Annotated in this window: 21 protein-coding genes and 1 tRNA gene; 4 read left to right on the top strand and 18 right to left on the bottom strand. The window is 41.8% G+C overall.

Annotated features, from left to right (window positions below):
• Positions 1–28: 28 nt before the first annotated feature.
• From DV740_RS00540 to DV740_RS00490, 11 genes are all read right to left on the bottom strand, one after another.
• A complete protein-coding gene (locus DV740_RS00540; RefSeq protein ID WP_118056922.1) occupies positions 29–730 on the bottom strand; it encodes an ABC transporter ATP-binding protein in 702 nt (233 codons plus the stop codon).
• A gap of 775 nt (positions 731–1,505) precedes the next feature.
• Entirely contained in the window at positions 1,506–1,904 is a 399-nt protein-coding gene (locus tag DV740_RS00535) for a hypothetical protein (protein WP_022242417.1), read from the bottom strand.
• Between the two features lie 17 nt (positions 1,905–1,921).
• Entirely contained in the window at positions 1,922–2,212 is a 291-nt protein-coding gene (locus DV740_RS00530) for a hypothetical protein (RefSeq protein ID WP_022242418.1), read from the bottom strand.
• A 19-nt stretch (positions 2,213–2,231) separates the two neighbouring features.
• On the bottom strand, positions 2,232–2,465 hold the full coding sequence (locus DV740_RS00525; RefSeq protein WP_022242419.1) for a helix-turn-helix domain-containing protein: 234 nt from the start codon (positions 2,463–2,465) through the stop codon (positions 2,232–2,234).
• Positions 2,466–2,550: 85 nt separating this feature from the next.
• Positions 2,551–3,921, bottom strand: coding sequence for an MATE family efflux transporter (locus tag DV740_RS00520; protein WP_117696893.1), 1,371 nt, complete (start codon positions 3,919–3,921; stop codon positions 2,551–2,553).
• A gap of 199 nt (positions 3,922–4,120) precedes the next feature.
• Positions 4,121–4,203: transfer RNA gene (locus DV740_RS00515), tRNA-Leu, on the bottom strand.
• Positions 4,204–4,267: 64 nt separating this feature from the next.
• Positions 4,268–5,548 (bottom strand): diaminopimelate decarboxylase, encoded by a 1,281-nt coding sequence (locus tag DV740_RS00510; protein ID WP_117696774.1) that lies wholly within the window; start codon positions 5,546–5,548, stop codon positions 4,268–4,270.
• 138 nt (positions 5,549–5,686) lie between these two features.
• Positions 5,687–7,660: a sensor histidine kinase gene (locus DV740_RS00505; protein ID WP_118087248.1), complete on the bottom strand. Its 1,974-nt coding sequence runs from the start codon at positions 7,658–7,660 to the stop codon at positions 5,687–5,689.
• A complete protein-coding gene (locus tag DV740_RS00500; RefSeq protein WP_022242694.1) occupies positions 7,657–8,355 on the bottom strand; it encodes a response regulator transcription factor in 699 nt (232 codons plus the stop codon). The genes DV740_RS00505 and DV740_RS00500 overlap by 4 nt, the downstream gene beginning before the upstream one ends.
• A gap of 87 nt (positions 8,356–8,442) precedes the next feature.
• Positions 8,443–8,778 (bottom strand): branched-chain amino acid transporter permease, encoded by a 336-nt coding sequence (locus DV740_RS00495; protein WP_022242693.1) that lies wholly within the window; start codon positions 8,776–8,778, stop codon positions 8,443–8,445.
• On the bottom strand, positions 8,768–9,484 hold the full coding sequence (locus DV740_RS00490) for an AzlC family ABC transporter permease (protein WP_118056923.1): 717 nt from the start codon (positions 9,482–9,484) through the stop codon (positions 8,768–8,770). Before DV740_RS00490 ends, DV740_RS00495 begins: the two co-directional genes overlap by 11 nt.
• A gap of 179 nt (positions 9,485–9,663) precedes the next feature.
• On the opposite strand from DV740_RS00490, the gene DV740_RS00485 reads away from it, so the two are divergent.
• Positions 9,664–10,341: a lytic transglycosylase domain-containing protein gene (locus DV740_RS00485; RefSeq protein ID WP_022242691.1), complete on the top strand. Its 678-nt coding sequence runs from the start codon at positions 9,664–9,666 to the stop codon at positions 10,339–10,341.
• A 186-nt stretch (positions 10,342–10,527) separates the two neighbouring features.
• On the opposite strand, the gene DV740_RS00480 is transcribed toward DV740_RS00485, so the two are convergent.
• From DV740_RS00480 to DV740_RS00450, 7 genes are all read right to left on the bottom strand, one after another.
• Positions 10,528–11,226, bottom strand: coding sequence for a 5'-methylthioadenosine/adenosylhomocysteine nucleosidase (locus DV740_RS00480; RefSeq protein ID WP_118087246.1), 699 nt, complete (start codon positions 11,224–11,226; stop codon positions 10,528–10,530).
• 90 nt (positions 11,227–11,316) lie between these two features.
• Entirely contained in the window at positions 11,317–11,796 is a 480-nt protein-coding gene (locus DV740_RS00475; RefSeq protein WP_117946762.1) for an S-ribosylhomocysteine lyase, read from the bottom strand.
• A 207-nt stretch (positions 11,797–12,003) separates the two neighbouring features.
• Positions 12,004–13,461, bottom strand: coding sequence for a glycoside hydrolase family 1 protein (locus DV740_RS00470; protein WP_118087245.1), 1,458 nt, complete (start codon positions 13,459–13,461; stop codon positions 12,004–12,006).
• A gap of 11 nt (positions 13,462–13,472) precedes the next feature.
• On the bottom strand, positions 13,473–14,324 hold the full coding sequence (locus tag DV740_RS00465) for an MBL fold metallo-hydrolase (protein ID WP_118087244.1): 852 nt from the start codon (positions 14,322–14,324) through the stop codon (positions 13,473–13,475).
• On the bottom strand, positions 14,324–15,724 hold the full coding sequence (locus DV740_RS00460; protein WP_158561485.1) for a PTS transporter subunit EIIC: 1,401 nt from the start codon (positions 15,722–15,724) through the stop codon (positions 14,324–14,326). Before DV740_RS00460 ends, DV740_RS00465 begins: the two co-directional genes overlap by 1 nt.
• A 112-nt stretch (positions 15,725–15,836) precedes the next feature.
• Positions 15,837–17,594, bottom strand: coding sequence for a BglG family transcription antiterminator (locus DV740_RS00455; protein ID WP_118087243.1), 1,758 nt, complete (start codon positions 17,592–17,594; stop codon positions 15,837–15,839).
• A 6-nt stretch (positions 17,595–17,600) separates the two neighbouring features.
• Positions 17,601–18,089, bottom strand: a complete 489-nt coding sequence (locus DV740_RS00450; RefSeq protein WP_117696752.1) for a DNA-deoxyinosine glycosylase — start codon at positions 18,087–18,089, stop codon at positions 17,601–17,603.
• A 100-nt stretch (positions 18,090–18,189) separates the two neighbouring features.
• Between DV740_RS00450 and DV740_RS00445 the strand changes: the two genes are divergently transcribed.
• The 3 genes from DV740_RS00445 to DV740_RS00435 form a co-directional block, all read left to right on the top strand.
• Complete coding sequence (locus DV740_RS00445; protein ID WP_022242683.1) at positions 18,190–18,849, top strand: alpha/beta fold hydrolase; 660 nt, start codon at positions 18,190–18,192, stop codon at positions 18,847–18,849.
• Between the two features lie 63 nt (positions 18,850–18,912).
• Entirely contained in the window at positions 18,913–19,923 is a 1,011-nt protein-coding gene (gene asnA, locus DV740_RS00440) for an aspartate--ammonia ligase (RefSeq protein ID WP_117696745.1), read from the top strand.
• A gap of 88 nt (positions 19,924–20,011) precedes the next feature.
• Positions 20,012–20,291: hypothetical protein (locus DV740_RS00435; RefSeq protein WP_330415566.1), on the top strand; the 280-nt coding region annotated here is incomplete at its 3' end.

Below are 20,291 nucleotides of genomic sequence, written 5' to 3'. Positions count from 1 at the left end.
ATTTCAAACCCTTTCTTTTCCACATGGACTACCATTCAATCTCATCGACATCCACGATATGTTCATTTTTCTCTATCTTTTGAATGGTTCCGCTCTTTACGGTAATGACACGGTCTGCCATTGCAGTCAGTGCCTGATTATGTGTAATTACAATGACGGTTTTGCCCTGTTTTCTGCAGGTGTTCTGCAGCAGTTTTAAAACGGCTTTTCCGGTATTATAATCCAGTGCGCCTGTCGGTTCATCACAAAGCAGCACCTTCGGATTCTTTGCCAGTGCTCTCGCAATTGCCACTCTCTGCTGTTCTCCACCGGATAGCTGTGCCGGGAAATTGGCTTTCCGTTCACTTAAGCCCACCTCTTCTAAAACTGTTGCTGCATCTAACGGTTCCTTGCAAATCTGTGCTGCAAGTTCAACATTTTCCAATGCTGTAAGATTCTGCACCAGATTATAAAACTGGAATACAAATCCCACATCATATCTCCGGTAACTGGTAAGCTGCCGCTTATTATATGCTGAGACTTCTTCTCCATCCAGATATACTTTTCCGGTGGTCAGATAATCCATTCCTCCCAATATATTTAATATTGTTGTCTTTCCTGCTCCGGACGCTCCTACGATAACGCAGAATTCTCCCTTTTCTATTTCAAAATTCACATCATGTAATGCTTCTATCGTAACTTCTCCGGTTTTATATACTTTACTTACATTCTGAAAGGATACAAATGCCATTTGATAGCTTCCTCCTTTTATTCTGGTTATTCAGGTGATTGTGCAAACGGGATAGCGAACTTTGTTCCAATTATATTACGCTGATGCGCAGGGGATTATCTTCTGCTATGAAATGCCATGGTTCTAAAATACGTGTTTTCCTTGTTGTTATAAAAACCGTCTTTCCAATGTTTGTCAGAAGAGCTACACGGTTCGTCGAAATACAGATGCCTGATAAGGGCTGTTTAGGGACACTTGGAATTTCGTCTGGCAACAGGCAACGCTGGTGCACGGATGCACCAGCGAGGCACTACTGAACAAGGATGTGAATTTGTGCCGGTTGCCAGATGCGATTACATATAATATCGAAATTCCCAGTGTCCCTTGCAGGCATTATGTGGCATCTGCCTTCGACGGACAGTGCAGCTATTCCGCCAAAGCAACCGGAAAGACAGTTTACAAACAAGAAAAACACGCATTCTAAGAACGATCGGCATTTCATATCGAATAAAGATAATCCCTCTGTGCATCCCGTAATATTTTCAGGACAAAATCTATCCCCTTCACAATCACCTGTTACCTGCTTATTGTAATGGTAGCACAATCTTTTCACTTTTTGAAATTAAATTTTTCTAAAGTCAGGAAGTACGCTTTCCAAATTACACCTACAAAACCTGCCACCAGCATTTTCTTATGAATGCCTGACAACGAAAAAATCCACTTTCTTAGAATCACAGTCAGAATCTGCTATTCTAAAAAAGTGGATTATACATTCAAATATCCGAAAAATTTTTTCTTATAACAACGGAGCTATCACTGCATCAAACATACAATTTAAACTTTCTTCATATATCTCCTGATACGTGCGGTGAAAAGTCTCAGTAATTGCCATTGCCTGCTTTGGTACTTCTTCGTAAAGTCCAAATGCCGCCTCATATACTTCCGGATTCTTATCGTAAAATGCTTCTGTCATGGCATTTTCAAATTCAAATCGTGCGCCCTTGGAAAGATGCTCTTTAAAATCCTCTTTCCGTACATTTTTCACATAATCATCCTGAAATATATTTAATCCTTCTGCCTTGACTAATTCCTCTAAGCCTTCTTTTACATCTTCGTAAGTCATGGTCTTGAAATTCTCTACAAAGAATTTGTCAAAGGTCTCCTTATCCGGAAACTGCTTTGTTAAGCTCTCCATCTCTTTTTCCTCCTGTCTTATACCGCATGCAAAATCATGCGTTCCCGATATACCACTTCCATATGGTCTAATACTCTTCTCGCCCGCTGATACTGGTTATAATGTGTGCTGATAACGCAGACTTCCTTCGCCCCATTATAAGCAACTCTCTTATAAAATGGAACTCTCACCCAGTTCTGTGTAAATGGGATCTCATGGCTTACCAGTGTCCGCATCATCTGACTGCTGACTCTGGCATTGGTAGTTCTGCATAATTCCACATCCCGGTCAATATTTTTCCCCATGGTCTTCGGTTTGTTCTTCTTCATAATAATACCCTGTCTCCTTCTATTTGTCCATAATCTGAATCTCTACGGTCTTCCCCAGACAGCCTGCTACCTTCACTAGAAAATCCAGACTTGGATTATATCTTCCGCTCTCCAATCTGGAAATATTGGATTTCTTCGTGCCTGCCCGCTCTGCAAGCACTTCCTGGGTAATATGCTGTTCCTTGCGCACCGCCTTCAACTGACGCACCACATCCGAACGCGTCGACTGCTCCCTGCTCTTATTCTTCTCCATTTCTCACCTCAACAACTGTCTCTATGTTATCATATATGATAACTTATTGTCAACGAAAAAGAGCCTCAAAAAGGCTCTTTTTGAACTATTCTTCTATCTGACGCAGCACCTTGCGGAACTGGAAATAGAACAGTACAGACGTAAAGCTTACCGCCAGCACATCCGCTACCGGCTCTGCCATATAAACTGCCATTGCCTGATTGCCGGTAAAAATGTGCGGCATAATATAAATAAGCGGCAGTAATAATACGAATTTACGCATGACCGCTACAATAATGGAAGATACTGCTTTTCCCAGTGATGTAAATGCCATCTGACACGCCATCTGGATTCCGAATATCATAATTGCCATAAGATAAATCCGGAGTGCATTTCCCGTATATGCAATCAGTGCCTCATCCGAGGTAAACATGGCTGCAAATGCTCTTGGAAATGCCATCACCAATGCCCACAAAACAAAGGAAAATCCAACATCAATTTTCAATAATAAAAAATAGGCTTCTTTTACCCTGTCTGCTCTTTTGGCTCCATAATTATAGCTGATAATCGGCTGCGCTCCCTGACCCAATCCCTGTAACGGAAGTAGTGCAAACTGCATGACACTGGTTAATATGGTCATGGCTCCTACTGCCATATCTCCGCCATATCGTAATAACGAAGAATTAAAGCAGACTGAAATCACGCTCTCGCTTGCCTGCATAATAAACATTGCTGTTCCAAGTGCAATACTCGGCCAAATAATATTTGCCTGCAAAACCATATTTTTTCCTTTCAGGCGAAGATGCGTTTTCTTTCCGCATAAGAAAGCCAGCACCCAGATACAGGAACATGCCTGGGAAAGAACCGTTGCCAGCGCTGCTCCTTTTACACCCATTCCAAATCCAAAGATAAATACCGGATCCAGCACAATGTTAATCACTGCACCAATCAGTACCGACAGCATACTGGTTCTGGCAAATCCCTGCGCCGTAATAAATGCATTCATCCCCAGGGTCAACTGCACAAAAATCGTTCCTATAGCATAAATATTCATATAATCAGCAGCAAAAGAAATTGTATTTTCGCTGGCTCCAAATGCCAGAAGAAAGCCTCTGTTTCCAGCCAGCAGAAATGCAGTCAGTATCAGCGATACAATAATCTGGGTGCAAAAACAGTTCCCCAGCGTTTTTTCCGCCTTGTCCTTCTCTCCTTTTCCCATAAATATGGTTGCCCGTGGAGCACCACCATTGCTAATCAGTGCTGCAAACGCAGATACTACCATAATAAGCGGCATGCATACACCAACTCCGGTTAGTGCCATTGCACCATCCCCCGGAATATGGCCGATGTACATACGATCTACTATGTTATACATCATATTAATCAACTGGGCTGCAACGGTAGGCAATGCCAGTTTTAATAACAGCTTTCCTACCGGTTCTGTTTCTAAAAATGTTCTGTCATTGGTCTGTTCCATGTAATTCTCCTTACCTTCTACTCGCGTAACTACGGGAAACACGCTTAGCGAGTTTCTCGAGTTATCGCGGTGCTCGCCAAATCTGAACAGAAAAGAAGTTCGCCAAAGCGAGCTTGGCTCCTTCTTTTCTCCCAGATTTTTCTCGCTACTCGCGTAAAAAAAGAACCGACCAGTAGTCGATTCTTTTCCAAAATTTTAATGCCGGCAGCGGGACTTGAACCCGCACGTGGTTGCCCACAACAGATTTTGAGTCTGCCTCGTCTGCCATTCCGACACGCCGGCATTTATTCGGTTCCGTCGAACCGAACAAATGAAAGTTTATCATATTTTCTAATAGATTGCAAGTTTATTTTTCCGGGTCTTTCATATTTTTCAAAATGTCAAAGCAGTCAAATGTTGCAAAATAATCCTTCGGTGTCTCTGCACGACGGATAAGCTGTACGGAACCATCTTCCTTCAGAAGTAACTCAGCGGATTTTAATTTACCATTGTAGTTATAACCCATGGAATAACCATGTGCTCCGGTATCATGAATTACCAGATAATCGCCCATGTCAATCTTCGGCAGCATACGGTCCACGGCAAATTTATCATTGTTCTCACAAAGAGAACCGGTTACATCATATTTGTGGTCGCATACGCTGTTGTCCTTGCCCAGCACGGTAATGTGATGATATGCACCATACATTGCAGGGCGCATCAGGTTTACTGCACAGGCATCTACACCAATGTATTCCTTGTGTGTATGTTTCTCATGAATTGCCTGCGTCACAAGGCATCCATAAGGTGCTAACATAAAACGGCCCATCTCAGTATAGATAGCTACATCGCCCATACCTGCCGGAACTAAAATTTCATCATAAACCTTGTGTACGCCTTCGCCGATAACACGGATGTCGTTTGGTTCCTGGTCTGGTGTATAGTTCACACCAACTCCACCGGAAAGGTTGATAAAGCTGATATGGCAGCCTACTTCTTCTTTTAATTTAACAGCTACTTCAAAAAGCTGTTTTGCAAGCATCGGATAATACTCGTTGGTTACCGTATTACTTGCCAAAAATGCGTGGATACCAAAATTCTTTGCACCTTTTTCTTTTAAAATCTTAAAGCCTTCAAATAACTGCTCCGTTGTAAATCCGTATTTTGCATCTCCAGGATTATCCATGATACCGTTGCTCATTTTGAACACTCCGCCCGGATTGTATCTGCAGCTTATGGTCTCCGGAATCTTTCCGATTGTCTTCTCTAAGAAGTCGATATGGGTAAAGTCATCCAGGTTGATGATTGCGCCAATCTTGTCTGCAAATTTATATTCATATGCAGGAGTATCATTGGAAGAAAACATAATATGCTTTCCGTCAAAGCCCTGGGAATCAGCTAACATCAGCTCTGTCTGGGATGCACAGTCGCAGCCGCAGTCATACTCTTTTAAAATATCTAAGATAAATGGGTTCGGGGTTGCCTTTACAGCAAAATACTCACGGAATCCCGGATTCCATGCAAACGCCTCTTTTACTGCCTTTGCATTTTCACGGATGCCTTTTTCATCATAAAGGTGAAACGGTGTCGGATATGTTTTTACAATTTCTTCAATCTGTTCTTTTGTCACAAATGGTTCTTTCTTCATAATAGTTAGTCTCCTTCTCGCCTGCAGGCTTCCCGCCGCAGACCTCTTGCCTCAGCTAAGTAGTATTCTAAAATTCCCATTGTGACTTGTCAACCCGTCATTATCATTTTTATATTGTATCTTAAGACTTTTTCTCAATTATGATTCATTTCCCACATGATGTGGAAATGTCAGCGTCACTTTAAAGAAATCCCCATCGATAAGCAGCCCGAACGTTCCATTCATAAGTTCTGTCAGGCTCCGTGCGATAGATAATCCAAGTCCGCTTCCTTCCGTATTTCTTGAGCTGTCTCCCCGGACAAAGCGTTCCTGTAATTCCTCTCCGCTCATATGCAAAGGATTCTTAGAAACATTACGGAATATGATGGAAACATTTTTCTCATCCTGCTCCAGGTCAAGATATACTCTGGTTCCCGGCTGTGCATATTTATAAATATTGCTCAGCAGATTATCAAAAACTCTCCACAGATGTCTTCCATCTGCCAGAACAACAAGCTCTTCCTGCGGATGATGAATCACCAGTTCCAGATTCTTTTGTTCCAGCCGTTCTTCATATTCGCCTGCTGCCTGTGTCAGCAATACCTCCGGTACACATTTCTCCCAGTTCACCTTCAGCACTCCGGATGAAGCTTTGGATGCCTCAATCAGATCTTCAATCAATTTCTTCAGGCGGGTAGACTGTCGTGTCAGCACTTCTAAGTATTCCTGCACCTTCGGATTTTCCACATCCTCTTTGGTCAGCAAATCCACATAATTAATAATAGAAGTAAGCGGTGTTTTAATGTCATGGGATACATTGGTAATCAGCTCTGTTTTAAAATGCTCGCTCTTCATCCGCTCATCCAGTGCTGTCTGCATTCCGCTTCCAATCTGATTCAGATGCTCTGCATAATTTTTAAATTCTCCACGCATATGGCTGGTGTCCATCTGATAATCATAGTCACCCTCTGCAATCTTCTCACCACCCTGCTTCAACTGATTGAGATTTGCCAGTATGATGCAGAATATCAGGAAAAGTGCTGCCTTTTCTACCAGAAATACCAGGAAAATTCCCTCCCAGTTGTAACTGCCTTCCAGTATCAGAATACCGATAAATTCTATAAATATAATGCCCAGTGCAATCACTACACCTTTATAAATAAACGGCATATGCTTTTTAATATAAGACAATGCCTGTTTCAGCCATTTTACAAACCGGCATAACAGCGTGTTGCTCCACAGCGTCTTTGTCTTATGCCTTACTGAGCAGCTCATGAGCAATGCTAAAAGCAGGGTCGCTGTCAATACTGCCAGTATCACAATGGCAGCAAGGGAGCCTATGTTCGTTCCGTAAAATCCCCATATGTTTCCAAAAAATCCTGCCACACCGGCTTCAACAATATAAAGCATCAGTCCATAAAGTTCCAATGGAATCTTATCGATAAAACTTTTCTGTATCCTGCCCTCTTCATCCTTCTTTCCGGCAGTCCGTACCAGCGTAACCAGTAAAATAACTGCTCCAATCGTACTTCCTGCAAGTACCGCAAAGATTGCATAGCGGACCTTATATGCAAAATCAATATATTTCATTTTAAAATACAAATCATCATGATAAGTCAAATCCCCCAGCGGGAAGAATGCCACTGCATAAATATCTCCTCTTGAAAGATTTGCATCCTGTTCTTCTACTTCCGTAAATATCTGCTCCGGACTGTTTAAAACATCTATGGAAATTCCCGGATAGCAATAACTGTCATAATTTCCCACGATTGCCATGTATTCCGGAATGACGCTTGCCAGATTTCCGTTTTCTATGGTACAGATTCGTTCCACGGAAGTATCTACACTCTTTTTAAATACATAAAAATTAAAGTTCGTCTCATCAGCCAGGCTGTATGCAAAAGACCGCGCATCCTCTATATCATAATTTACAAAGTCTGAAAAAATTTCTGCTGCCAGATAGGAGCCAATATGCTCCTGAAAGTCTGCCGCTGTTTCCTCCTGGCTGTTTCGATAGATCTGGCTGTCTATCGTTTCCAGCGTAAATACTGCAGATAAAAATGCAATTGAAGTCAGTTGAATAAATGCAATGACTGCAATTGCTCTTCTGATGCCTCTTTTTTTCTTTTTCATGGCGTGTTTCCTCTTTCCATCTTATAGCCCTGTCCCCACACCACTTTTAAATACCGTGGATTTGCAGGGTCATACTCTAATTTTTCCCGAAGATGGCGAATATGCACTGCCACTGTACTTTCTGAGCCAAACGGCGCATCTTTCCATACTTTGCGATAGATATCCTTTGGAGAAAATACAACTCCGGGCTGTTCCATAAACAGTTTCAAAATATCATACTCTGTAGGGGTAAGACTCACCGCATCTCCATCCAGCGTCACAACCTTGGCACTATCATCTAATTCAATGCCACCGATGGCAAGATTCTTCTTTGTCATGTTTCCACCTCCCAGCTGCATATAACGGCGCAGCTGGGATTTTACTCTTGCCTGAACCTCCACCGGATTAAATGGCTTGGTAATATAATCATCTGCTCCCACCATAAGTCCTAAAACCTTATCGTTGTCTTCACTTTTTGCAGTCAGGAAAATCACAGGGACATTGCTGTTCTCACGAATCTTCACCATGGTCTGGATGCCGTCCATTTCCGGCATCATAATATCCATGAGCACAAGATGTATCTCTGTTTTCTGCATCATTTCAATTGCTTCCCGACCGTTATAAGCCTCGTAAATTCCATAGCCATCCGATGCAAGATAGATTTTTAACGCGGACACGATATCCGGTTCATCATCACATATCAATATGTTATACATTTTCTTTTCCCCTTTCCAAGTACACCATTATTGTATCGAATGAACCTTTAAGAACCAAGGCACCAAGTCTTTAAGATTTCTTTAACATCACGCAAATACTGTCTGTATCAACACCATATAAAGCACGGTTCCCACACCGATGCTCAGTAAATTATTTCTTTTCCACACATGTAAAACGATAACTACGAAAACTGCAATAAATTCTGGCAGACCAAATGGAAACTTCACTACATTTACTGCCTTTAAGCAATAAATAACAAGCATTCCCACAACTGCAGGCGGCAGCACTTTTCCAAGATATTTTACGATTTCCGGGATTTCTTTTTTCCCGCTGAATAATACAAACGGAATTGCCCTTGTTGTAAATACAACCAATCCACAAACCACAATAATTAATAATGACCGTTCCACACTAATCGGCATTTTCCGCTACCTCCTTTTCTTCCATCACCTTACGACCGGATAACAGAATTATCATAATACAAATCATGGATGGCAGAATGAAATTATCACTACCAAAGATAAGCAGGCAGATAAGAGATGCTGCAATTCCGGTCAGCGCCGGCAAATGATTCCTGCTGGTCAGCCACTGCTCCACAAAAATTACGACAAACAATGCTGTCATGGCAAAATCAATACCCGTTGTGTCAAACGGAATCAGCGTTCCGGCAATGGCTCCGATAGCCGAGCCAGTAATCCAGTAAAGCTGGTCTAACAATGCTATGGAGAATAGGAATTTGTGCTCATCCACGCCCTCCGGCACTTTTGTAATAAAGAATAAGGAATAGGTCTCATCTGTCAGGGAAAAAATCATATATAATTTCTTTTTTCCCATATCACGGAATTTTTCTATTAAAGACAGTCCATAAAAGACATGCCGGATATTTACCATAAATTCTAAGAATATAATCTGCAGGAAACTGACTCCCGGTGCAAAGAAATTAACCGCCAGATACTGTCCGCTTCCGGCGTACACCAAGATACTCATCAGGATTGCCCAAAGAAAATTGTAGCCTTTTTCCTGATACATCACGCCAAATGCAATTCCTATAAAAAGATAACCTGTCAATACCGGTATCGTATACGGAAATGCTGCTTTCACTGCTTTGACATAGCCATTTTGTTTCATTCTGTAATCCTTCTTTCTAATTCGCCCTTTCTACATGAAACACAATAACTCTACAATATGAGACTTCAAAAAACAAGTTTTTTATGCTATACTAGCATAAATTGTAATTTTAATACACAGCCTGGAATTCGCATCTTAATGAGAAAAAAGAATTTCAGATTATGAAAGGAGTTCTATTCATGCAGATTGATCCGATTACCGCTGCGCTTGGAAGTACCGCTGCTTCCACAACCTCTGTAAACGGTGTAAATAATTTTGAATCCTATTTAAATAATGCAGGCAACAATTCCCTTGCATCTATCTTTCAAAAAGCCGCCGATACCTATGGTGTCTCTGTTTCTCTTCTGACCGCCATGGCAAAGCAGGAATCCAATTTTCAGGCAAATGCCACTTCAAAATCAGGAGCCATGGGCATCATGCAGCTAATGCCTTCCACTGCTTCTTATTTTGGCTGTACCGACCCTTATGACCCGGAACAGAATATTATGGCAGGTGCCAAATATATCAGCGAGCTTTTAAATAAATACAACGGAGATACCTCCCTTGCTCTTGCCGCCTACAATGCAGGCAGCGGCAACGTAGCAAAATACGGTGGAATTCCTCCATTTAAAGAAACCCAGAATTATGTAGCCAAGATTACCGGCTATATGCAGGAAGGTGTCACTCTTCCGGACGGAACAGCCGTTGCTGCAAGTGCGAACAGCAATGCTGCCTACAATGCAGGCACTGCAGATAATTCCCTTTCTGTTGACCAGTGGGATTCCCTTGAACAGGATGCCCTGCAGGATATTCTTGACCGCTTCTTTAATTATGATGACTATTTACGGTTTTTGAATATGTTTATGAAATTTATGTAAGATGACTGCAAAAATGCAACCCGGATATTTGTTGCTTCCTAAAAAGCATAGTTTTAGGGGCATTACAAATATCCGGGTTGTATTTTTTTTGCGGATTCCTGGAGGAGCTGGGAATTCTGGCTTCGCTGACTCTTGTCAGGGTAAAAGGCTGGCATTTCTGCGGTTTTTTACCCAATTCAAAGATTCTTACAGCTCCTTCATCATTTCCTGTACTAACTTTGCACAATGCTCTGCTGCTTTCTTTTCAAAAGTTGGATAATCCTCCTGTGCAGAGCCATCTGCTTTATCTGAAATTGCACGAATGACTACATATGGGATGTTATTTAAAGTTGCTGCCTGCGCGATGGAAGCTCCCTCCATTTCCGTGCAGTCCGGATGAAATTCTGCAATCAATGCATCCTTTATCTCTTTGCTGGAAATAAACTGGTCTCCACTTACTACGCGGCCTTCTGTTACATGAATATCCGGATTTACTTTTTTACATACCTCTACAGCAGTCTTACACAACTTTTCATCTGCCACAAAAGCAAGCTGCTCTAATCCCGGAATCTGTCCTTTTGCATAGCCTAATGGTGTCACATCCATGTCATGTTGAATAGCATCCTTAGATACTAAAATATCTCCGATATCCAATGCAGGATTCAAAGAGCCTGCTACACCGGTATTGATAATATGTGTTACATCATATAAATCTGCAAGGATCTGCACGCACATTCCTGCATTTACTTTTCCTACGCCACACTGTACCACTACTACCGGCATTCCGTTTAAATTGCCCTCATGGAATTCCATACCGGCTTTCTTTGTAATCTGGTCTGTATCCATATTTTTCTTTAATGTTGCTACTTCTAATTCCATAGCTCCGATAATTCCGATTTTACTCATGTTTTCTTTCCTCTTTCTGCTGATTTCCTACTTATGCATTACGCAATACATTTTTCATATCTGCTTTAAAGCCAATTTTCCAAGCATCCTCTACGCCGGATAATTCAGGTGTGCATCATCAATATGATAGAGCACATTATTTAAATAGCGGTCTGCCAGATAGTTTGCCATACCAAGGTTCATATCAAGATAGTTGCCGCAGTCTTTTGGACTTGCGCCCGGTACCTCACCTTTAAAGTCACGGATGAACTCAAACATGCGAATCATCAGTGGCACGATATCTTTGGATGTATAGTCTCCCGCCAGCAATAAATAAAAGCCGGTCCGGCAGCCCATTGGTCCAAAGTATACGGTCTTGCTGGCATACTCTGCGTCGTTTCTTAAAAAGGTTGCACCAAGATGTTCTATGGTATGCACCTCTGCGGTATTCATAACCGGTTCATCATTTGGTGATGTCATTCTTAAATCAAAGGTTGTTACTGTACTGTCTCCTACTGCATCCTTTCTTGATACATAGACACCCGGCTGCAGTTTAATATGGTCAATTGTAAAGCTTGCGATTTTCTCCATGTGCTTCTTCCTTCTTTCTCTTTTTTCAGAGTAAATTTATCATGCATTTTCTATTGTGTCAAATTTTCTAACAGCCCCCCAGATTTCTCGCTACTCACCTGCAGAACCTGCCACCGGCAGCTTCTTACGGATGCGTTGCAGCGTAAAAAAGTAAGATGCATACCCAATACCCGCTGTACGCATCTTACTTTTTATCTCCACAATCCTTTATGCGGTAATATTTTTTCCATTTTCCTGAATGCACTTTGCATACCAGTAATAGCTGTCTTTTGGGATTCTCTTAAAATCTCCGCTGCCGTCATCATGTCTGTCCACATAAATGAGCCCGTAACGCTTTTTCATTTCGCCGGTTCCGGCACTGACAAGATCCATGGCTGACCAGATGGTATAGCCGAACAGGTCTACACCGTCCTCGATTGCCTCACCCATTGCTGCGATATGGTCATTGAGATAGGAAATACGGTAATCATCGTGGATGCTTCCATCTGCATCGACTTCATCCGGTGCACCAAATCCATTTTCCACCACCATCATTGGAAGATGATAGCGGTCCCAAAGTTCATTTAATGTATAGCGCAGTCCCTTCGGATCTATCTGCCAGCCCCATTCACTAGCGGTCAGATACGGATTCTTGGCTCCCTCTAAAAGATTTCCATCGGTCTGCTCTGCTGCGACATCTATCGTAGCGCAGTTTGTCATGTAATAACTGAAGGTGTAGAAGTCCACGCAGCCGGCTTTTAATATTGCATCATCCTCCGGCTCCTTCTGAATCGTAATTTGATGTTCTTTAAAATAACGGTTCATATAGGACGGATAACTGCCGAACACGGCTACATCTCCGGCAAATTTATTTAATAGCCGGTCTTTGTGCTGGCACTCTAACATATCTTCCGGCCGGCAGGTCAGCGGATACTGCGTAATGTGCCCAACCATACAGCCCACCTTTATTTCCGGGCTGATTTTCCTTGCTTCTATCACCGTTTTTGCTCCGGCAATAAACTGGTGATGTAATGCCTGGAATCTTACTTTTTCGTCTACGGTCATGGATTTAAGAGAAATAAATGCTTCCCCGCCGAGATATTTCCCATCAATCAGCCCCAGCGACTTATAAGCACCCATTGGCATTACGCCAAAGTTAATCTCGTTAAATAAAAGCCAGTAATGTACCTCTTCTTTAAAATAATTCATTACACAACAGGCATAACGAACAAAATCATCAATTACTTCCCGGTTTGCAAAACCGCCCTTTTCTTTTACCAGATACCATGGCATTTCAAAGTGGCTTAAGGTCACCACTGGCTCTATGCCATGGGATTTGCACAGGGTAAAGATGTTTTTATAAAAAGAAAGTCCTTCCTGATTTGGCTCCTCTTCGCATCCGGTTGGAAAAATTCTTGCCCAACTGATACTCATGCGATAACATTTGCAGCCCATCTCCGCCAAAAGGCGGATATCTTCCTCATAATGATGATAATGGTCTACCGCATCATGGCTCGGATAGAATGCTCCTTCTTCCATGGTACTGCGAAACATCCGTGGCTTTCCGATTCCACCACCTTTGACATAGTCCTGTATGGTAAGTCCTTTTCCTCCTTCTAAATATCCTCCCTCGCACTGGTTCGCAGCAGTGGCCACGCCCCATAAGAAATTTTCTTTAAATTCCACTTACACTCCCCCTATCGCTCTATTTTCCTTCCGAGGAATTCACCCAGCCGCTCATCAGAATATATAAGATTTACAGTCTGATAAAAATGCTGATAGCCGTCTCCTGCAAAGGAATGGAATGGTGCATCCTTTTTATAATTCTCCTGCAGTTCCCATTCGAAACAGTCTATCAAATCTGTCAGATAATTTTTCTGAATCGGAATAATGTCATGTGCCGGATAAATTTTATAATCCTCTGTTACTTTTAATGCCAGCTCCTTCAAGCTGTGAAGTGTACTCCGGAAGGGAGCCTGCACATCATTTCCCTGAAAATGCCAGATGTTGTGTGCAGATATCTGGTCTCCGGAAAAGAGCCATTTTTTCTCCTCTTCCAGCAGCATAATATGTCCATAGCTATGTCCCGGCGTATGTAATACCATAAATTCAATATCTCCCAGTGAAATCCTGTCTCCATGACAGAGAAAATGAGGTTTCGTCTTACTGCTGATTCTCCACTCTGGGAACTCTTCCGGTATCAGTTCTTTTGTCCAGGGCATTTTATTTACCCTGTAATCCATTGCTTTTTTACGCATCTCTGTAGTGTCATTCCAAAGAAGCTTTCCCCAGTCCAAAGGATGTATCCAGACTTCATCAAACCATTTTGTTCCTAATCCATGATCCGGGTCACCGTGGCTTAACACAAGCATAACCGGCAAATCTGTAATTGTACGAACCAGTGGCATAATATTTTCATAGCCATAGCCGATGTCAAAGAGCATTGCCTTATCACTTCCTATAACAAGATAACAATGCACACTCTCTGTCTCCGTAATCACATAAAGCTGATCCGATAATTTTTCCACTACATTCAGACTTTTTTCCATTAAGCTGCTTCCTCTCCATAAATGCTGTCATCAAATCCTAATACCCAGGTTGATACAAAGCTTACTACAATGGTAATTGCTGCTGCAACAATTGCAAAATAGAAGTTACTCATCGTTCCATCTGGATTTAAGAAAATCGGCATTGTAAAGAAGGATGGAGCGCCGAAGCTGTATACTCTTACGCTGAAGATTGCGCAGAAGATTGCGTTTACGATACATGCAATCCAGGTAGCAATCAAAGGTTTCTTCATTCGTACACAGATTCCATAAAGGGTAGGCTCTGTAACTCCTGCCAGGAATGCTGTAATTGCACAGGAAGATGCCAGTGTACGAAGGTTTTTATTTTTAGTTTTTAACATACAAGCTAATGCTACACCGAACTGTGAGAAGTTCATTCCGATAAATGCAACGAATAACATATTATCATATCCTGCTGTTGCAAACATGGACATTACAAGCGGAATCAATGCAAGATGCATTCCGGTTAATACTAAAAGTGGTGCAAGACAGCCAACAATTAATACAGAAGACCAAGGTGCTACGTTATTGATTGCGGTCAGTGCTTTGCATAAAAGGTCTCCACAATAGCTTCCGATTGGTCCGGTAATACATAACATAACTGGAATCATGATAATAACAGACAGTAACGGTTTAAATACAAATTTAACTGCTGCTGGAACAATTTTAACTACCAGCTTCTCTACATAGCTGAAGATCCAGATAGTTAAAATAATCGGAATTACGGTAGAGCTGTAATTTACTGTTTTCACCGGCAGTCCAAAAAGTGATACAAAGCTTCCCTGCTCCGTTAATCCAATCAATGTCGGACTAATCATAATTGCGCCAAGGAAAACACTGGTCATAATATCACAGCCGAATTTCTTGGCAGAAGTATATGCCAGTAATACCGGCAGGAAATATAATGCTGCATTTCCAACCATGCTGATGATGGTATAGGTTGTGCCTTCTGTACTCAGTCCGCACTTGGTTAAAATAATCAGTAATGCTGAAATCAATCCACTACACATAATCAGTGGAATTGCCGGTCCTAAAATGGCAGAAAGCACATTGAGAATTTTTGATACAATTCCATTTTTCTCCGGTGCTGCATCTGCTTTTTCAACCATCTTGCCATCACCGCTGTTTTCAATCTTATGCTTTGCTACAATTGCAGCATAAGCGGATGCTACATCATTTCCAATGATAACCTGAACACCGCCAACACTTTCTACTACGCCCATGACATCCGGCAGCTTCTTGATTCCTTCCAGGTCTGCCTTAGACATATCTGCAAGCTGAAAACGAAGTCTTGTAGCACAGTGAAACAGCTTGGTAATATTTTGTTCTCCTCCCAGCCGGGTAATAATTTCATCTCCCAGTTTCTCATAATTTTTTCCCATAAACATTCTCCTTTCATAAATGACCCGCATTTATTTTGTTAAGCTTATTATACCGTGCTTTTATGTTTCAGGAAATTTATACTTTTGCGTCACTAATAGCGAAATCCTCTGCCTAGCTCTGTCCACCTAACAGCTCTTTTACATAGTCAAAGAATTCTATCATATCCTCTTCTCCGCCATAATGTGCCGCAATAACTTCTGTAATCTGCTTACCGCCATAAGAAAATGGCTTTTTAAGATAAATACGATAAATCTTATTTCTGCCATCCTGCTCATGGTCAATCATAGAAAGACGGCTGCTTCCGATGGTCTCCTTCGACACCTTCTGTTCCGGATATCCATAACCGATTCTTTTCTTTAAATCATCAAAGTCTGCCACTTCTTCTATCAGATACAGACTGTCCTTTGTGCCATATTTTTTCCGGAGCTTTTCTTCCTTTTCCTTCCAGTAGTTATTTTCAAGCTTATCAACATTTCTCCCCAGCCGCATAATCTGCTCATTGTCTGCAAAGAGGTCGAGATAAGTAAAGGAAGCATCCTTTAATACCAGCTCCTTTTCCGATGTAATCCGAAGCTGGTAATTCCGGCAATACCACTCCTTTCTCTGTTCAAATAAATATTCCGGGATAACTGTTATCTCACTGATTCGCTCCCCTAAGAAGCCTTTTAATTTATTCTGTACATTATAAATGCTGCTGGCACTCTGGTCACTGATAAATAAAATATCCGGCTTTCTTCTGTTACGTTCAATTGCAGATGCAAAATAAAGCACCAGATAGCCCATTTCCGCATCCGGAATCTCTGTATTTAAAACAGGACTTAAACAGGTTCTTAAAAGATGCATTTCCAGCGGATACCGCTTTGCCATTTCTTTGGTATGATTACCGATATTATTACGTCCATTCTGAATCCGGAGTTCCATTCTTGACACATGGTCTGATAAAACCTCTAAAAGGTCCCGCTCCACCTGCAATTTAAGTCCGGTTTCCTCCTGCACCCGCTGGATAAATACTTCTAATTTCTGCAGCATATCCAGTTGAATGTCCGTCTCCTTACAGACCATATTCAATTCCTTTAACCGTGCCTCTACATTCTGCTTTTCCTTCTCCTTAAACCGATAGGTGCACACCTTTTCGATTTCATCTACCAGCTCAGTAGAAAGTCTGCCAGGCATTTCAGTTGTGCCATCCTCTTCCTCTGTTACCGGAAATCCCATCTGGCTTCGCATCATGCATACTGCCAGATAACGTGCAAAATCATGATAGGCTTCTCCCGATACGATAAACTGGTTTCTGGTAAATACTTCTGCCAGAACAGCCTGTAACTTTTTCTGATTTTCTGCAAACTGCTCCATCTCTTCTTCCGAAAACAACATATGATAATCCTGTCTGCTCTGCATGGTCTTCATGCACATGATTCTCTTTACATTCTCCGATGCCTGAATCTTAAGTCCATATTGTCCGGATACCAAAAGATTTACCCCCGGCGTGCGGCTTATAATCCGCTTTACCTGCGGCAGGTCAGAAGTTACAGATGACCGGGAAAGGAATAATCGCTCAGAAATCGTTCCAATACTGGTATACTCCTTTTCAAACAGCAGCAAAGTAATAATCTGCTTGGAATGCACATAGTTCTCCTGTCCGTAACTTTTCTGTTCCTGCTCTAATGCAATCTTATTTTTCAAAAGATACCCCAGCCGATTATTAGACTGTATCAGAGGCTCTCCTGACTGTTTCTCATTGATTGCCCTAATATCCATCTGCAGTGTCCTGCTGCTCACCCCGATATTTTCCCGCAGAAGGGAACCGCTCATCCAGTCATCTGCGCTTTTTAAGATCGCTATAATCTTTAACTGTCTGTCTGTATACATTTCATCCTATCTCCTGATTTTCTTCCATTCTTCTATCAGCCGCTCCAGACTCCATGCAGCATTGGCAGGACTGGTGGACGGCAGCTTGCAGATTTCTGCCTTATCCTTACAGGAACAGTATTTCATAAATAATTCGTATGCTTTTGCGCCATTTAGGAAAACAGCCTCGATGGGAGCCTCCGTTAACAGCCGTTCAATATCATTTGCCACAACATTTGTTATGCTGCTGTCTGAAGATCCTGCTATGTCGCAGGATGCAATAACATCCCAGATAGCAATATGATTTTCAAGAAGAAATGCCTTCTTTTCTTCTATCGTCTCCGGGACCTCACAGCCGCATACTGCCGCCGTTACTTTCCAGAAGCGGTTTCTCGGATGGCCGTAGTAAAACCGGTTCTCTCTCGACTTGACCGACGGGAACGTGCCTAAGATTAATACTCTGGATTTTTTATCGTATACCGGGGCAAAAGTATGCATAACATGTTCTGTCTCCATCTTGTTTTCTCCTTTATAAAATGCTACACTAAAAAAGTTGAATTACCTTTACTATAAAATAGAATGACAAAATAATCAATTTTAAAGGACGATAATCATTATGTATATTCAATTAAATGGTCAGATTCTCTATTATGAAAAATATGGCGAAGGGCAGCCTTTCCTGCTGGTGCATGGAAATGGCGAAACCCACGAAATTTTTGATGTACTGATTCCGGAGCTTGCCGAACATTACACCGTTTATGCCATCGATTCCAGAGGTCATGGTCTTTCTGCTTCTCCAAAAGAACTTCATTACATGGATATGGCAGACGACATGGCAGCTTTTATTGATGCCTTAGAATTAAAGGCCCCTCTCTTTTATGGTTTCAGTGACGGCGGTATCGTCGGACTTCTCTTAGCTTCGAAATACCCGGATAAGCTCTCCAAGCTTATGATCAGCGGTGCAAACCTGACGCCAAAGGACATCAAAGGAAGAGACTACCGCCGCATCCGCAGGGAATGCAAAAAGAATCCGAATCCTTTTTCCACAATGATGCTCAATGAGCCAGATATCCAGCCGGTGGACTTACATAAAATCAAGATTCCAACCCTTGTCTTAGCCGGTGAAAAAGATTTAATCAAGAAAAAGGTTACAAAAAAGATTGCAGAAAATATTGAGCATGCCACTCTGGTTATTGTTCCGGGAGAAGGTCATGGAAGTTATATTGAACACAGTGATAAATTATATCCGCTTCTGTACTCTTTTTTAAACAAATAATCCATTGCAAACTCGGATTGCTGTGCTATAATAATTGCAGACTAAAATGAAAAAGGAGCTATTATGGAACATCTGATTATACCAAAAAATTATCAGTCTCAACTTAACCTGCATGATACACAGATTGCGATTAAAACAGTGAAAGATTTCTTCCAGAATCTGCTTTCCCTGCGTTTAAACCTTTCCCGTGTTTCAGCACCACTTTTCGTTGACCCTGATTCCGGATTAAATGATAACTTAAATGGTGTGGAGCGTCCGGTTACGTTCACCATCAAAGAACAGAATGAGCGTAAAGCAGAAGTTGTTCACTCTCTTGCTAAATGGAAACGTTATGCCTTAAAGCATTATGATTTCAAAGAGGGCGAAGGTCTTTACACCGATATGAATGCTATCCGCCGCGATGAGATTGCAGATAATATCCACTCTATCTTCGTAGACCAGTGGGACTGGGAAAAAGTCATTGCAAAGAAAGACCGCAGCATGGAAACTTTAAAAGATACTGTCCGTACTGTATACAAATGTCTTCGTAAAACAGAAAAATATATGGCTATCCAGTACGATTATATTGAAGAGATTCTTCCGCATGATATCTTCTTCATTACCACTCAGGAATTAGAGGATATGTTCCCTGAAAATACTCCAAAGGAGCGTGAATATTACATAACCAAGGCAAAGGGTGCTGTCTGCATCTTACAGATTGGTGATGTCTTAGAATCCGGCGAGCGTCATGACGGACGTGCCCCGGACTACGATGACTGGTCTTTAAATGCCGACATCTTAGTATACTATCCTGTCCTTGATATTGCACTGGAATTATCTTCCATGGGAATCCGTGTAGACAAGGTTGCACTGCTCTCACAGCTTGATAAAGCAGGCTGCCCGGAACGTGCTAAGCTTCCTTTCCAGAAAGCAATCATTGATGGCAAACTTCCATATACCATCGGTGGAGGAATCGGACAGTCCCGTATCTGTATGTTCTTCCTTCGTAAGGCCCATATCGGAGAAGTCCAGTCTTCTCTCTGGCCGGAAGACATGTGCAAGGCTGCAGCAGATGCAGGTATCCAGTTATTGTAAAACGAACTATGCGTAAATATTAAATCCCCGGTATCATATCTTTGATATGTACCCTCTTTACTGGACAACCAGTAAGGAGGGTGTTTTTATGCGTTATAGTTATGAGTTTAAACTGATGTGTGTTGAATTGTATCATTCAGGTTCGTATCCAGATATCCCAGAGGGTACGAATCCAGATACTCTCAAAAGACATATACGAGAATGGTCTGGATTGGTTGATTTACATGGTCCAGAAGTTTTAAAACATAAGGTGTTCAATAAAGTGTGGACACCAGAAGAAAAGCTTGAACTGGTTTTAATGGTTATTGCAGGTATACCAAGGAGAAAAGTTGCCATAGAAGCAGGAATCAGCGCAGGAATGCTTTATC

It is taken from the genome of Roseburia sp. AF02-12, from assembly GCF_003461765.1.
GTDB classification, from domain to species: Bacteria; Bacillota; Clostridia; order Lachnospirales; family Lachnospiraceae; genus Roseburia_C; species Roseburia_C amylophila.
This window is presented reverse-complemented; position numbering and strand designations above follow the sequence as displayed.

Bases quoted from the DNA above. Each gene is read 5' to 3' on its own strand.
- DV740_RS00540 (WP_118056922.1), bottom strand. From the start codon at position 730: ATGGCATTTGTATCCTTTCAGAATGTAAGTAAAGTATATAAAACCGGA.
- DV740_RS00535 (WP_022242417.1), bottom strand. From the start codon at position 1,904: ATGGAGAGCTTAACAAAGCAGTTTCCGGATAAGGAGACCTTTGACAAA.
- DV740_RS00530 (WP_022242418.1), bottom strand. From the start codon at position 2,212: ATGAAGAAGAACAAACCGAAGACCATGGGGAAAAATATTGACCGGGAT.
- DV740_RS00525 (WP_022242419.1), bottom strand. From the start codon at position 2,465: ATGGAGAAGAATAAGAGCAGGGAGCAGTCGACGCGTTCGGATGTGGTG.
- DV740_RS00520 (WP_117696893.1), bottom strand. From the start codon at position 3,921: ATGGAACAGACCAATGACAGAACATTTTTAGAAACAGAACCGGTAGGA.
- DV740_RS00510 (WP_117696774.1), bottom strand. From the start codon at position 5,548: ATGAAGAAAGAACCATTTGTGACAAAAGAACAGATTGAAGAAATTGTA.
- DV740_RS00505 (WP_118087248.1), bottom strand. From the start codon at position 7,660: ATGAAAAAGAAAAAAAGAGGCATCAGAAGAGCAATTGCAGTCATTGCA.
- DV740_RS00500 (WP_022242694.1), bottom strand. From the start codon at position 8,355: ATGTATAACATATTGATATGTGATGATGAACCGGATATCGTGTCCGCG.
- DV740_RS00495 (WP_022242693.1), bottom strand. From the start codon at position 8,778: ATGCCGATTAGTGTGGAACGGTCATTATTAATTATTGTGGTTTGTGGA.
- DV740_RS00490 (WP_118056923.1), bottom strand. From the start codon at position 9,484: ATGAAACAAAATGGCTATGTCAAAGCAGTGAAAGCAGCATTTCCGTAT.
- DV740_RS00485 (WP_022242691.1), top strand. From the start codon at position 9,664: ATGCAGATTGATCCGATTACCGCTGCGCTTGGAAGTACCGCTGCTTCC.
- DV740_RS00480 (WP_118087246.1), bottom strand. From the start codon at position 11,226: ATGAGTAAAATCGGAATTATCGGAGCTATGGAATTAGAAGTAGCAACA.
- DV740_RS00475 (WP_117946762.1), bottom strand. From the start codon at position 11,796: ATGGAGAAAATCGCAAGCTTTACAATTGACCATATTAAACTGCAGCCG.
- DV740_RS00465 (WP_118087244.1), bottom strand. From the start codon at position 14,324: ATGGAAAAAAGTCTGAATGTAGTGGAAAAATTATCGGATCAGCTTTAT.
- DV740_RS00460 (WP_158561485.1), bottom strand. From the start codon at position 15,724: ATGGGAAAAAATTATGAGAAACTGGGAGATGAAATTATTACCCGGCTG.
- DV740_RS00455 (WP_118087243.1), bottom strand. From the start codon at position 17,594: ATGTATACAGACAGACAGTTAAAGATTATAGCGATCTTAAAAAGCGCA.
- DV740_RS00450 (WP_117696752.1), bottom strand. From the start codon at position 18,089: ATGGAGACAGAACATGTTATGCATACTTTTGCCCCGGTATACGATAAA.
- DV740_RS00445 (WP_022242683.1), top strand. From the start codon at position 18,190: ATGTATATTCAATTAAATGGTCAGATTCTCTATTATGAAAAATATGGC.
- asnA (WP_117696745.1), top strand. From the start codon at position 18,913: ATGGAACATCTGATTATACCAAAAAATTATCAGTCTCAACTTAACCTG.